This window comes from Marinilabiliales bacterium, assembly GCA_007695015.1.
Classification (GTDB): domain Bacteria; phylum Bacteroidota; class Bacteroidia; order Bacteroidales; family PUMT01; genus PXAP01.
On sequence record REEN01000067.1, the window covers coordinates 44,961 to 57,906 of the forward strand.

Genomic DNA, 12,946 nt, shown 5'->3' on the forward strand with positions numbered 1-12,946 from the left:
AAACAATGCAGTATCAATAACCGACTACTGAGCTATGCTGACAATAATAACTGAAACAGCGATCAGCCTGGGGCTGTTTTACCTGGCATATATCATCTTCCTCAGGAAGCTGGCCTTCTTTGGTGCAAACAGGTATTACCTGCTGACAGCAATTATCTTCTCAATGGCCTTGCCGCATATCAATCTCACCCCACCGGTTTCAGTAGCCACCTACTCCCTTATTATACCCGAGGTTACAATTACAGGCCAGGCCCCTGCAGAAACCCCTACCCGCTCGCCGACACCTGTTACAGCCGCAATGGTTCTTCTGTTAATCTATATTGCCGGTACAATTCTTCTTTCCCTGCGACTTGCAGTAAGACTGACACAACTGATGCTGTTAGTGAACCGGAACATTACCAGGAAACACAGGAATGCAGTCATAGTAAGCCTCAATGCGGAACAGGCTCCCTTCTCTTTCCTCAATTACATATTCATCAACGAAAGTCTGTATGATGAGGAGGAAAAGCAAAAGATATTAGAGCATGAGCTGGTGCATATCAGTCAGGCACATACATTTGATCTGGTATTGCTTGAACTGCTTACCATTGCACAATGGTTTAACCCGGTAGCATGGCTGTACAGAAGGTCTATGCTGGAAATCCATGAATACCTGGCAGACGAGGAGGTGATTAAGAAGGGTACCAGCATATCATACTACCAGAGACTCCTGCTCAACCTTCAACTGGGAAGGGAATATTTCTCCCCGGCCAGCAACTTCAATAAGTCCTTGACAATAAACCGGATCAGGATGATGACAACCATCAAGCCCGCGGCATGGAAGCGGGCAGGGTTCATTGTACTTCTGCCATCGCTTGTAATTCTGGTTATCATGTGCACCAAGACTGAAGATGAGATAACCGTGAACACCGCTGATGCTTTGGCCGGAATGACTGAGCAGCCACCTGCATTAACCGATACAACAACAGCGGCACCCGGTTTACAAGTATCTGAGGAACTGAGGGAACCATCAGCCTTTGCCGCCGGATCGTCAGCAGAAGCAGGAGGCGAAGGAAGAATTGACCTTAATGAAGAACAGGCTTCACTTCCACGAAGTCCCAATTCCGGGATCATAACTAATACGGAGGCTGAATTTGAAGCATTTATTGAAGACCAGGCAGGAGCAACACCATCTGTCTCCCCGGGAGAAGAACCTGCGGTTAAATCTGAAACAGGAGACATTTTTGAGGGTACAGAAGAAAGTGAGCTGCCGTTTTCCAGGTTCCCCGAACCGCCGGAAACATCCCCCGAAGACAACGAGGTGTTCTTTATGGTAGAAGAAATGCCCGATTTTCAGGGCGGAGGGCAGGATGCATTCAGGCGGTATATTGCAGAAAATCTCAGGTATCCCCAATCTGCTGCTGAAAGCGGCATTGAAGGCATGGTATTTGTCCAGTTCGTTATAGGGTCAGACGGCACAGTGCAGTCCGCCGAAGTTGTGAGGGGAGTCCATCCCTCACTGGACAGGGAGGCGCTGAGAGTGGTTATGTCATCTCCACCATGGACCTCTGGCAGGCAAAGGGGCGAACCGGTAAATGTCGTATTCACCTTCCCTATAAACTTTGTACTTCAATAAGAGTCATCGAATTATTTTGCAACAATTTTTGTTTGCATAATAATTACACTATTTTTAGGAGAAAAACCGGACGTTGTACGAAAGACTGATAAACTGGCTTGAATCTGGTTCGCAGCAATGCATGTATGTCAGGTTCCTGGGTGCTGAGTGTCCGGGATGCGGCACTCAAAGGGCTATTATTGAACTACTCAAAGGAAACTTCCTTGAATCTGTAACCATCTATCCTCCAATCATACCAAACCTTCTTCTTATACTGCTACTTTTTATTCATCTTGTTTTTAAGCTCCGGCAGGGGGCAATGTACATAAAAATATTGTTCATATTGAATGTTATTGTAATGGTTTTGAATTATATTTATAACTTATTAACCCACTAAAATCATTGGCATCATGAGTGAAACTAACCAACCCTCCGAAGAAAAAAAGGAAATTTTAGTCAAGGAACAGGTACCCAATGCTACTGTTGTACTGGTTCTTGGTATTTTGTCAATTTTATTCTGGTGTTGCTGGGGACTGGGACTTATCCTGGGAATTATCGGGCTGATCCTGGGTTCCAAATCCAAAAAACTCTACAGGGAAGATCCCGAACGATATTCGGTCTCCTCCTACAAGAACCTGAATGCGGGCTGGATTTGTGCAATGATAGGAACAATACTGGCAGGAATAGGAATTCTGATAGGAATAATCGGGCTTGTAATAGGGACCGGCTTCATGCATTTCTTCCCCTGGGAGGATCTGATGAACGGCTTTTAACAATCCTGAAAACCTAAATCACCTCCGGTATTGCTGTAGATCATGAGGAAGAAGGAAATTATCGGAACATTTGAGAAACTTGGAGTATTCCTCGGGCAATTTAGCAATCTTCCCGGCAGAAACTTAACTGTAATGCCATGGCTGGAAGAACTCAACAAGGAGTTCTTCCAGCCAATGGATGTACTTGTTCAAAATGTATATATACATAACCCCTGGTTCACCGGGGAAAATGTCCGCTACGCTCTGAAAGTGGCTGCCACATGGCTGAGAGCAGAATCCCTGGTAAACTGGCTCAGTTGCTATGATAACCGGCCGGAGAGAGTAAAAGAGAAGACCATTGCCGTAGTAATGGCGGGGAATATCCCCATGGTAGGATTTCACGACATGCTCTGCGTCCTGGTAAGCGGTCACAGGCTGCTGGCAAAACTTTCGGCCAAAGACGACCAGCTTCTTAAACTGATATCAGAGATAATCTCAGCAATAAACGGCGAACTTGGGGGAAAAATAGTATTTGAAGAGGGAAGGCTGAAAGATTTCGATGCAGTGATAGCAACAGGCAGCGATAATACTGCCAGATATTTCGAATACTACTTCAGTAAATATCCCAATATCATAAGAAAAAACAGGAGCTCGGCAGCTATCATTGACGGACTGGAGACAAAGGAAGATCTTGAGAGACTTGCCGATGATGTATTCAGGTATTTTGGTCTTGGATGCAGAAGCGTCTCCAAGCTTTATGTACCTGCAGACTACGATTTTTCATTTCTGATAGAGGCATTCAGCAAATACAGCCACATTGCAAACCATAACCAGTGGGCCAACAACTATGAATACCAGCGGGCAGTTCATCTTATTGACAGGATACCTCACCTCGATACTGGTTTCCTCCTTATTAAGGAATCCAGCAACCTGTCATCGCCTATTTCAGTCCTGCACTATGAAAATTATGATCGCCCGGAAAGTGTCATTGATCCGGATTTAACCGAAAGCGATAGAATACAGTGCATTACAGCAAGGCGACCAGTTGACGGCAAAATAATTGAATTTGGAAAGGCACAGGAACCGGGACTGGGAGATTATGCCGATAACATTGACACTTTTGAATTTCTGTTGAACCTGTAATAAAAATGCCCAATGGTTTTTACCTTCAGGCTTGTAGGAACGGGAAAGGATCCTTTTTTCAGGGATTTTGAAATATCCGGGAACCAGACATTCTTCGATTTTCATCTTGCAATACAGGACGAGCTCAGATACGATAAAAAGCAGATGGCATCATTCTACCTGGCTGACAATAAATGGGAAAAAGGTCTTGAGATCAACCTTTTCGATATGTCAGATGAAAGTCACACCCCTGTTATTATTATGGAAGAAACCAGGTTGTGCGAGCTGATATCTGAGACCAGGCAGCGCTTGCTGTATCTGTTTGATTTTTTTTCCAACCGTGCATTCTACATTGAACTGGTAGAGATAAACCATAAGGACCCCGGCAAAACCTACCCTGACTGTACGGCACGGGGTGGTGTTCCGCCCGCGCAGATAATAATTGAAGATCCGGATATTACCGATATCTGATGGCAGGTCACATCAGCAAATACCTGGTTATTGTTTCAGGCCCGACCGGGGTCGGCAAAACCGGCCTGTGCATTGAGCTGGCCGAAAAATTTGACAGTCAAATCATTTCGGCCGATTCCCGGCAAATGTACAGGGAGATGAACATCGGTACCGCCGCGCCTTCCCCAAACCAGCTTGCCAGGGTTAAACACTGGTTTACAGGCAATCTTTCAATACATGACTATTACAATGCCAGCATGTTTGAATCAGAAGTTCTGTCATTGCTTGAAGAGCTCTTCAGGAATCACCGGCTGGTATTCATGGCAGGTGGATCCGGACTGTACATTGATGCTGTCTGTAATGGTATAGACGACCTTCCGGCAGTGAACCCTGAATTACGTGAAGACCTTGCTGCCGGTTTCAGGAGTAATGGGATCGAGTGGCTGAGGTCAAAACTGAAAAGGCTGGACCCGGATTATTACGGAAGGGTTGACCTGAGAAACCCCAACAGGATGCTGAAAGCGGTCGAGATCAGCCTGATGACCGGTAAGCCCTATTCATCCTTTCTGACCGGCAGGAAAAAGAAGAGGGATTTCGGAATTATAAAGACAGGATTAAGACTTGAAAGGGAGGAGCTATACGGTATAATCAACCGGCGGGTTGACAGGATGATAGAGCAGGGCCTTCCGGAGGAAGCAAGGCGGCTGTACCCTTACCGTAATCTGAACGCCTTAAAAACAGTCGGATACAGGGAGCTATTCGATAACCTTGATGGTAAAATATCCTTAGAGACAGCTGTTGAACAGATTAAGAGGAACACCCGGCGGTATGCAAGGAGACAGCTGACCTGGCTTTCAAAATATGATGATATTTACTGGTTCCATCCAGGTGATGCAGACGGGATAATTAAGCTTATAAAAGACCTTACCGGCATTTCCCCGGGTACTGCCGCAGGAAGAAAAATATAAAAATCAGCATGCATACTGACAAACAAGAAACGGGAAAGTTTGTGATAAGAGTTTATGGCATCCTTACAAACAGCAATAAGGAAGTTCTCCTTAGCGATGAATACAGGTTCGGGATGATGATGACAAAATTCCCGGGAGGAGGACTAAAGTTCGGGGAGGGTCCGGAGGACTGCCTGCGTCGCGAAGCCATGGAGGAACTGGGACAGAGCGTGAAAATCATTGAACATTTCTACACCACGGGGTTCTACCAGAAAGCCATGTTTTTTGAAGACCACCAGCTCCTGAGCATATATTACAGGATTGAACCGGAAGATAAGGTACAATTCAGGATTTCAGAAAGGCCATTTGATTTTCCGGAAAAAACCGGGGGAAGTATCTCTTTCAGGTGGAAGAATATCAATAAGCTTAACCCTGACGAACTCACATTCCCGGTTGACAGGCATGTTGCCGGATTACTGAAAAAAGAGTATCTGCGGAACAATTTTTGATTTATACATGTTGACCATCATGGATTGCCCCCATGCACGGCCTTTATATTTTCAAAAAGCTCCCCGATACCTTTTACCAAAGCTTCCCATGAAAACTTTTTCTTCTCACTCCTTATATTGGCTGTGAACTCAGCCGCGCGATCGTTATCAAAAAAATCGGCTATTGCAGCGGCGATCTCTTCAGGGTCTTTTTCACAAACATATCCGACGTGCCCGTGTCTTACAACCTCCTTTAGTCCTCCTACATTGGTAACAAGCATGGGCCTCTCAAAATTGTAGGCGATCTGGGTTACGCCACTCTGTGTTGCAGAGAGGTATGGAAGAACTACAAGGTCGGCAGCTGCAAAATACCATGCTACCTCCTCCTTGGGCACAAAACTGTTTGTAAACATGATCTTCTTTTCAAGACCCAGTTCCTCAACCATATCCAGGTACCTGGTTTCATTTTCATAGAATTCGCCTGCAACCAGAAGCCGGAGATTCAGATGGTCAATCCGGCGGTTAGCAAAAGTTTTCAGTAAGAGGCAGAGACCTTTATAGTTCCTTATAATACCAAAAAACAGCAGGTAATTAAGATCGGTATCAAGTCCCAGACAGTGACAGGCAAATTCCCTGGATACCGGCTCACCGAAAATATCGTATATGGGGTGAAATACCTGCTTCACAGGCTTTCTGACACCCAGTTTATCAAGGTCACCCGATACTGTTGATGACATGGTAATGAAACCATCACATGCTTCAAGAAAATACCTGTTTAATATCCTGGCTGCAGGCATACCTTCATGAGGCTCCACATTGTGCAGTAACCCGATAACCGGCACTCCGGTCTTCCTTTTTATTCGTCTTATTATCCTACCCAGGGCAGGCGCAAAAAATGGCATCCAGTAATGTACGATTACAAGGTCGGGTGACATACCTGCTATCTGACCGGATGAATATCTCCAGCTGAACGGATTAACTGAGTTTATTAAATTCCTGGAACGGGCACCGGTAAACGGGGCTCCCTTTTCATACTGTGACCTGCCCGGAAACAATACACCAGGGTACTGCAGCGAATAATTGATTATATGTGGCTCATGGTCCCTGTCCAGAGCCGCATATAACGAATCGTTGAAATTGGCAATCCCGCCGCGGTAGGGAGAAGCAGGTCCGATAAGAAGTATCTTCAAGATCTATAAATTTATCCTGTTTTCAATTTCATATGAATTCCTTAAAGGTGAATTCCTGGTGATCATCTCACCTATAAAGCCGGCAAGAAAGAGCTGTGTGCCAAGTATCATGGCAGTAAGGGAAAGGTAAAAATAGGGGCTGTCTGTCAGAAGAGCCATCCGGATACCCCTGCTCAGCTGGAAAAGCTTCATACTGCCAAGGTAGACAGCTGCAATAAGGCCAACCAGGAACATCAATGTGCCAAGTGCACCGAAGAGATGCATAGGCCTTTTTCCAAACCTTGAAACAAACGACAGTGACATAAGGTCAAGGAATCCCTTAATGAACCTTCCCATACCAAATTTTGTGCTCCCGTATTTCCTGCTGTGATGCCTTACTACCTTTTCACCTATATTGGCAAATCCGGCATCTCTGACAAGCATGGGAATATAACGGTGCATTTCACCGTATACTTCGATATTCTTAATAACCTCCCTGCGATATGCCTTTAGTCCGCAATTAAAGTCGTGCAGCTTAATGCCGGTAACAAGCCTTGCGGTATAGTTGAAAAACCTGCTGGGTATCCTTTTGCCGGGAGGATCGTATCTTTTCTTTTTCCATCCTGAAACCATATCATACCCATCATCCATTATCATACGGTACAGCTCAGGTATCTCGTCAGGATCATCCTGCATATCGGCATCCATGGACACAACAACATTACCGCCTGAGATATCGAAGCCAGTGTATAATGCAGCAGATTTTCCATAATTGCGCCTGAAACGCACAGCCTTTATCTCCTGGCTCTTAACTGAAAGATCGTCGATTACACTCCAGGAACCGTCATCACTCCCGTCATCCACCAGGATGATCTCAAATGAGAGCGAATTATCCCTCATCACCCTCTTTATCCATTCCACCAGTTCAGGAAGCGACTCCTCCTCATTATACAGAGGTATTACAACAGAAACATCCATACAAGTATATTAGTATATGCTAGACAGCATCAGATTCAAAGGGATCTCCTTCCTTCTTGAGGAATATCGATGTTATGAGTGAAAACAGAAATCCAAAAAAAGCACTGCCAAAAATACCAAATACAGCCATCATTACAGGATTGGTAAACCTCTTTGCCATATCCATGGTCATCTCTATCTGGCTGTCTGACATTCCGGCTTCATAATAAGCTTCTTCCATCATCAGGTACATCTTATCCATCAGCCCGGGATCAATGACCTTATAAAGCAGGTAGGTAAAAAATGCTGATATTACTCCTGCAAAGACCGTAGTAAGCGTACCGACACCCAGGGCGCGCCCGTAAGATATGAAACCACCCAGCTCCTGATCCCTGTAAGTTTTTGTGGCCAGCACAATACCCGTGATCATTATGACATAGCTGACAAGTCCGAGTGCGGTATTATCTGTCAGATCAAGCATCCATAAAAGCAGACTGTAAATGATAAGTGCCAGTCCGAGCATGGCTCCATAGTTCATGGTGCTTTTCAGCAGTGATTTCTCTTTAGTCTCTTCCATAATTAATAGTTTGATTAATATTCCGGATTGCCAATTGAGAAAAGATACGATAATCTATGGACACCGGGCTTTATATGCTTACCTGAATTTCAAATTTCCAATGGATTCACAGCAAATATATCAGTTTTTCATTTATTGATGTGAGTAAAATTGTAAAAAAACTGTTGTTTTAGTATCTTTGTACCGGGTAAGTCTTATACGGCCAGCTCCCGTTGAACTCCCCCAGGTCCGGAAGGAAGCAAGGGTAGACGGTTGTAGCGGTGCGATATAAGTAGCTTACCCACTTTTTATAGTACAACTTTAAACTATAATTGTGTAAGTTTACACCCAAACCAATAAAGCATAGAGCTATGAAGTTTTTTCTCGATACAGCCAATCTTGAGCAGATCAAAACAGCCCAGGAAATGGGCATAATTGACGGAGTGACAACAAACCCCTCTTTAATGGCAAAAGAGGGTATAACAGGTCAGAAGAACATACTCGATCACTATATCAGCATCTGCGAAATAGTTGACGGAGATGTTAGCGCCGAAGTCATATCAACCGAATTTGAAGGCATGATAGCCGAAGGAGATAAACTTGCCTCCCTGCATGAACAGATCGTGGTTAAGATACCTGTAATTCCTGACGGAATAAAAGCGATCAAACACCTTACCAAACAAAAGATCAGGACCAACTGCACTCTCATTTTCAATGCCGGGCAGGCACTGCTGGCAGCCAAGGCAGGAGCATCATATGTCTCTCCTTTCATAGGAAGGCTTGATGATATAGGACAGGACGGAATGGATCTGATCTATCAGATCGTTCATATATTTGATATTTACGGTATCGAAACAGAGATAATAGCTGCCTCGATCAGGAACACAAATCATATACTCAGGTGCATGGAAGCCGGCGCCGATGTTGCCACATGCCCCCTGAGTGCCATAACCGGGCTGCTGAACCACCCGCTGACGGATGCCGGACTGGAAAAATTCCTTGCCGACCACAGGAAGCTTAACAAATAGAAACCTGCATCATGAGCATGCTGCTGAAGATCCATCCTGCAAATCCAAGTGCCAGATCGGTAGAAAAGGTTGTTCGCATACTTGAGGAGGGGGGACTTATAATTTATCCCACCGATACGGTTTACGGACTGGGTTGTGACATCTACAACACGAAGGCTGTGGAAAAGGTGGCAAGAATAAAGGAGCTGAAACTGAAGCACGCCGACTTCTCTTTTATATGCCATGATTTTTCACACCTGTCTGAATACACAAAACCGATAGCCGGTTCTTACTTCAAGATGCTCCGCAAAAACCTGCCGGGTCCGTTTACATTCATCCTTCCTGCCAGCAGCAACGTGCCAAAGCTGTTTAAGAACAAAAAAAAGACCGTCGGAATAAGAATCCCTGACAACAACATCATACTTGAGATTGTCAGGCAGTTCGGAAGGCCGATACTGACCACCTCTATTCACGATGACGACGAGGTCCTTGAATACACCACCGACCCCGAGCTGATCCATGAAAAGTTCAAGCTGCTCGTTGATGTTGTGATTGATGGTGGATTCGGCAATAACATTCCTTCGACAGTGGTCGACTGCACAGGCGATGACCCCCTGATAGTACGCCAGGGACGCGGTGAACTGAAACTTTAATACTTTCAGAGTGATCAGATACCCTCGGAAGGATAAACCATGAAAGCTCCTGCAACTGTTACATCGTGGATCGAAACACCATTCCTGATACACTGACCTTCTAACTCTTTCAGGCGGAAATAACCATTGGAAGAATCTGTCACCACAACAGATGGATCAAATAGCTCAAGCAGATCTGACATGTTTCCCCGAAAGTCTGCTGTGATTATCAGGATATCAATAGGGACAGGCTCCGCCGGTATTATTGCCGGCACATACCTGTCATCGGCAAAAAATATCCGTAACCCTGAAAATGATACAAAACCACCCTCAACCCTGATATTATTCAGCAGGATACCGTCTGCCATACCAAAAAGGTCATCATTACCGGCAACATGGTATGTCCTGATGCCCATACCGCTCAAGGCGGATGATGCAGCAGCAGGAACCTCTAAGGCTGAAAGCTGTGAACCGTCACCTGTTACCAAAAGTTTTTCCCTGCCCGAAACAAACCCATAAAGAGAATTCCGGTTGTCATTGTAAACAATGAACACCTGTTGTTCCGACCTTGATATTAGCGTTGCTGCCCTCAAAGTGAGCCCGGCAGTTGCAATTGCCATTGCAAAAATTATGAACACCCATCTCCGTGATGAAAAGAAGCAATAGAGCATCACCAACAGTGCGTACAGGAGAATAATACCAGGCATACCTGAAGCAATATCCCTTGTCTGGGAGAAAGGAATTGCACTGACTGCAGAGGTCATGAAATTCAGGATCATCAATGACAGGTTGAGTATAATGGCGAAAGCAGATGCCAGATATGGAAAAAAGGATACGGCAATCATTGCCAGTCCGCTATACAGAATTAAAATCGCCAGCGGCACCGCGAAGAGATTGGTTACAAGAAACAGGTTCGGAAAATGGTTGAAATGATATATGATCAGGGGGAATATTGCAACCTGTGCCGATAATGACACTGCTGTCAGCGCCCATAACCGGTCGGCCACCCGGTTTTTAAACTTTGCCAGGGAATAGACAGCAGGCTGGCACAGCACAATTCCCGTAACGGCCATATAGGAGAGCTGAAATCCGGCCAGGAACAGCTCCAGAGGATTCATCAGCAGCTGCACCAGTGCCGAACAGGCCAGGGTGTTAATTATCACCGATTTTCTTCCAAGGTATACCGCAAAGGTAACAAAGGAAAACATGTTAGCCGCACGTGTAACAGAAGGGGAAAGGCCTGTAATCAACGCATATGACCATATGACTCCCAAAATGATCAATGGCCTGGCTATACGCAACAGACTTGTTTTCTTCATAAAACCAAGAAGCCATTGGACAACCATATAGATGATGCCGACATGAAGGCCTGACACAGCAAGCACATGCATAGCCCCTGATGCCGCATAGCTGTCCCTCAGCCTCCTGTCCAGGTCCTGCCTGTGGCCAAGGATCAACGCACCGGCAACTGCATACTCGTTAACGCCGGTAACATATTCACGCAAAACCCCCAGAAGCCGCTCACGGACCTTTCCTGCATATATACGGGCCCCGCCTCTCCCGCCAGCGGAGGTGAAAAACCAGGTGCCGGAAGGAACATATGTCTCACCGTATATGCCCTGGTTTTGCAGAAAACCTCTGTAATCAAATTCAAAAGGGTTTCCATAGTTTCTTACGGGGTTGAACTTGTTTGCCATAACGACCCTGTCACCTGTGCGAAGCAACCCTGTAAGGCTGTCCCTTTCGAACCATGCCAGGGCCCGTCCCCTGACAGACAATACCTCCCCGTTGCCTATATACAGAACAGGTTCAACAATTACCCGGGTTGTCCGCTCACGCTCCCCGGGAGGAGCAGTAACCCGTACAACAAAATAACCCTCACCATAGGGAATATCGATGAACGAAAATGCCTGCGTTCTTTTCCCCGTAAGGGAAATAGAAAATAAAAACATGAACAATACCAATGCAAGACCTCCCAGGAAGTCTTTCCCGAAACGTCTTGAAATACCGGTTATCCTGAGTACAATTACCAGGATAAAACTCAGGCCGCATGCCGGAATGGTAATCGCTAATGGCAGGTTAGTATGATGCTGCACAGCTATGCCCAGGCAGAAAGGCACCAGCAGCCGGAATACCGGCAAACCATTCAACGGCGATGGCAAGCCCATAACAGACGTTTATATTCACTTCTTTAATAAAGTTAGCGAAAACCGCCGTTAAAATCAATATGACTTAATAAAAAACTGTCAGGTCAGAGATGCTTTACGCGGTATTTGACATCCACCCGTCCTTTGCTTATTGAGGTGAGTTTTCTTTTCAGGAGCCGCTTTCTGATCGGCGAAATCATATCGGTAAAAAGCCTTCCTTCAAGGTGATCATATTCATGCTGAATTATCCTCGCGGCAATACCATCGTAATACTCTTCTTTGTATTTGAACCCGGTATCACAGTAACGGATGCGTATGGCTGTTTCCCTGTCAACATCCTCCCTTATCTCGGGTATGCTGAGGCATCCCTCATTATATGTCGACAACTCACCTTCATATGAAGTAATTACAGGGTTAATGAATACCTTTTTAAAATCCTTCAGGGAGGGGTCATCCTCTTCAAGAGGCGATGCATCAACAACAAATATACGCAATGATTTACCCACCTGGGGGGCCGCCAGTCCGACTCCCTCACTGCTGTACATGGTCTCAAAAAGAGATTCAACAAGTTCATCAAGACCCTCATAGTCTTCAGGTATATCTGCGGCCACCTTCCGGAGGACCGGAGATCCGTACAAAAAAACCGGCAATATCATCTGGTCAGATTATTTTCACTGTCAATAAAGGACTGAAGCATTATTACGGCACTTATTCTGTCGATTGTAGCCTTGTCCCTCCTCGCCTTCTTACCGGTACCAGCCTCAATCATTGTCTGCATAGCAATTTTCGAGGTAAACCTCTCATCAATAAACCTTACAGGTATTGCCGGGAATTTCTTTTTCAGCTTACGCACGAAAGGTTCAATAAACTGTACGGCACCTGACGGGCTGTTGTTCATCTGAACGGGCATGCCTACAACAAAAAGATCAACTTCTTCTTCATTCGTGTACTGCTCAAGGTACTCAAATACCTCTGCAATATTAACAGTAGCCAGTCCGGTTGCAATTATCCCAAGTGGATCGGTAACAGCAAGCCCAATTCTTTTCTGCCCCACATCCAGTGCCATTATCCTTCCCATAGGTCTGATATTTATGCTTCAGACTGCAAAAATACAAATTCAGAAGT

At 45.4% G+C, this 12,946-nt stretch carries 15 protein-coding genes and 1 other RNA gene; 10 read left to right on the forward strand and 6 right to left on the reverse strand.

Translation table 11 applies throughout. The annotated features are described in order from the left end of the window. The first annotated feature begins 34 nt into the window (after positions 1 to 34). The 7 genes from EA408_09990 to EA408_10020 all read left to right on the forward strand — a co-directional run bounded on the left by EA408_09990 (position 35) and on the right by EA408_10020 (position 5,374). Positions 35 to 1,615 carry a M56 family peptidase gene (locus EA408_09990; GenBank protein TVR70986.1) on the forward strand — a complete coding sequence of 527 codons (1,581 nt, stop codon included), beginning with the start codon at positions 35 to 37 and terminating at the stop codon, positions 1,613 to 1,615. Positions 1,616 to 1,688: 73 nt separating this feature from the next. Further along, a complete protein-coding gene (locus EA408_09995) occupies positions 1,689 to 1,991 on the forward strand; it encodes a DUF2752 domain-containing protein (GenBank protein TVR70987.1) in 303 nt (100 codons plus the stop codon). A gap of 13 nt (positions 1,992 to 2,004) precedes the next feature. Next, positions 2,005 to 2,367, forward strand: coding sequence for a hypothetical protein (locus EA408_10000; protein ID TVR70988.1), 363 nt, complete (start codon positions 2,005 to 2,007; stop codon positions 2,365 to 2,367). 42 nt (positions 2,368 to 2,409) lie between these two features. Next, on the forward strand, positions 2,410 to 3,489 hold the full coding sequence (locus EA408_10005) for an acyl-CoA reductase (GenBank protein TVR70989.1): 1,080 nt from the start codon (positions 2,410 to 2,412) through the stop codon (positions 3,487 to 3,489). A gap of 12 nt (positions 3,490 to 3,501) precedes the next feature. Next, on the forward strand, positions 3,502 to 3,939 hold the full coding sequence (locus tag EA408_10010) for a hypothetical protein (GenBank protein TVR70990.1): 438 nt from the start codon (positions 3,502 to 3,504) through the stop codon (positions 3,937 to 3,939). A gap of 11 nt (positions 3,940 to 3,950) precedes the next feature. Further along, on the forward strand, positions 3,951 to 4,886 hold the full coding sequence (gene miaA, locus EA408_10015) for a tRNA (adenosine(37)-N6)-dimethylallyltransferase MiaA (protein TVR71051.1): 936 nt from the start codon (positions 3,951 to 3,953) through the stop codon (positions 4,884 to 4,886). Between the two features lie 8 nt (positions 4,887 to 4,894). Then, positions 4,895 to 5,374: an NUDIX domain-containing protein gene (locus EA408_10020; protein ID TVR70991.1), complete on the forward strand. Its 480-nt coding sequence runs from the start codon at positions 4,895 to 4,897 to the stop codon at positions 5,372 to 5,374. A 17-nt stretch (positions 5,375 to 5,391) separates the two neighbouring features. Here EA408_10020 and EA408_10025 read toward each other — a convergent pair whose 3' ends face one another. Genes EA408_10025 through EA408_10035 form a run of 3 tightly spaced genes read right to left on the reverse strand, consistent with a single transcriptional unit; the run spans position 5,392 to position 8,056 of the window. After that, positions 5,392 to 6,543, reverse strand: a complete 1,152-nt coding sequence (locus tag EA408_10025) for a glycosyltransferase (protein ID TVR70992.1) — start codon at positions 6,541 to 6,543, stop codon at positions 5,392 to 5,394. A gap of 3 nt (positions 6,544 to 6,546) precedes the next feature. Continuing rightward, positions 6,547 to 7,500, reverse strand: a complete 954-nt coding sequence (locus EA408_10030; GenBank protein TVR70993.1) for a glycosyltransferase — start codon at positions 7,498 to 7,500, stop codon at positions 6,547 to 6,549. 19 nt (positions 7,501 to 7,519) lie between these two features. Next, entirely contained in the window at positions 7,520 to 8,056 is a 537-nt protein-coding gene (locus EA408_10035) for a DUF4199 domain-containing protein (protein ID TVR70994.1), read from the reverse strand. A gap of 185 nt (positions 8,057 to 8,241) precedes the next feature. Between EA408_10035 and ffs the strand changes: the two genes are divergently transcribed. The 3 genes from ffs to EA408_10050 all read left to right on the forward strand — a co-directional run bounded on the left by ffs (position 8,242) and on the right by EA408_10050 (position 9,695). After that, positions 8,242 to 8,341: signal recognition particle sRNA small type (gene ffs / locus EA408_10040), an RNA gene on the forward strand. Positions 8,342 to 8,406: 65 nt separating this feature from the next. Further along, the gene (gene fsa / locus EA408_10045) at positions 8,407 to 9,063 is read left to right on the forward strand and encodes a fructose-6-phosphate aldolase (protein TVR70995.1); all 657 of its coding nucleotides are present in this window, start codon (positions 8,407 to 8,409) and stop codon (positions 9,061 to 9,063) included. 17 nt (positions 9,064 to 9,080) lie between these two features. After that, entirely contained in the window at positions 9,081 to 9,695 is a 615-nt protein-coding gene (locus EA408_10050) for a threonylcarbamoyl-AMP synthase (protein TVR71052.1), read from the forward strand. 14 nt (positions 9,696 to 9,709) lie between these two features. Here the strand turns inward: EA408_10050 and EA408_10055 are convergent, their stop codons facing one another. From EA408_10055 to ruvX, 3 genes are all read right to left on the reverse strand, one after another. Further along, complete coding sequence (locus EA408_10055; protein ID TVR70996.1) at positions 9,710 to 11,842, reverse strand: ComEC family competence protein; 2,133 nt, start codon at positions 11,840 to 11,842, stop codon at positions 9,710 to 9,712. A gap of 83 nt (positions 11,843 to 11,925) precedes the next feature. Further along, on the reverse strand, positions 11,926 to 12,477 hold the full coding sequence (gene def / locus EA408_10060) for a peptide deformylase (GenBank protein TVR70997.1): 552 nt from the start codon (positions 12,475 to 12,477) through the stop codon (positions 11,926 to 11,928). Then, positions 12,474 to 12,899 carry a Holliday junction resolvase RuvX gene (gene ruvX, locus EA408_10065; protein ID TVR70998.1) on the reverse strand — a complete coding sequence of 142 codons (426 nt, stop codon included), beginning with the start codon at positions 12,897 to 12,899 and terminating at the stop codon, positions 12,474 to 12,476. Before ruvX ends, def begins: the two co-directional genes overlap by 4 nt. Positions 12,900 to 12,946 lie beyond the last annotated feature (47 nt).

What these genes read in the sequence shown, in the direction of transcription:
- EA408_09990 (TVR70986.1), top strand. Translation starts at nt 35, where the DNA reads ATGCTGACAATAATAACTGAAACAGCGATCAGCCTGGGGCTGTTTTAC.
- EA408_10000 (TVR70988.1), top strand. Translation starts at nt 2,005, where the DNA reads ATGAGTGAAACTAACCAACCCTCCGAAGAAAAAAAGGAAATTTTAGTC.
- EA408_10005 (TVR70989.1), top strand. Translation starts at nt 2,410, where the DNA reads ATGAGGAAGAAGGAAATTATCGGAACATTTGAGAAACTTGGAGTATTC.
- EA408_10010 (TVR70990.1), top strand. Translation starts at nt 3,502, where the DNA reads ATGGTTTTTACCTTCAGGCTTGTAGGAACGGGAAAGGATCCTTTTTTC.
- EA408_10020 (TVR70991.1), top strand. Translation starts at nt 4,895, where the DNA reads ATGCATACTGACAAACAAGAAACGGGAAAGTTTGTGATAAGAGTTTAT.
- EA408_10030 (TVR70993.1), bottom strand. Translation starts at nt 7,500, where the DNA reads ATGGATGTTTCTGTTGTAATACCTCTGTATAATGAGGAGGAGTCGCTT.
- EA408_10035 (TVR70994.1), bottom strand. Translation starts at nt 8,056, where the DNA reads ATGGAAGAGACTAAAGAGAAATCACTGCTGAAAAGCACCATGAACTAT.
- fsa (TVR70995.1), top strand. Translation starts at nt 8,407, where the DNA reads ATGAAGTTTTTTCTCGATACAGCCAATCTTGAGCAGATCAAAACAGCC.
- EA408_10050 (TVR71052.1), top strand. Translation starts at nt 9,081, where the DNA reads ATGCTGCTGAAGATCCATCCTGCAAATCCAAGTGCCAGATCGGTAGAA.
- EA408_10055 (TVR70996.1), bottom strand. Translation starts at nt 11,842, where the DNA reads ATGGGCTTGCCATCGCCGTTGAATGGTTTGCCGGTATTCCGGCTGCTG.
- def (TVR70997.1), bottom strand. Translation starts at nt 12,477, where the DNA reads ATGATATTGCCGGTTTTTTTGTACGGATCTCCGGTCCTCCGGAAGGTG.
- ruvX (TVR70998.1), bottom strand. Translation starts at nt 12,899, where the DNA reads ATGGGAAGGATAATGGCACTGGATGTGGGGCAGAAAAGAATTGGGCTT.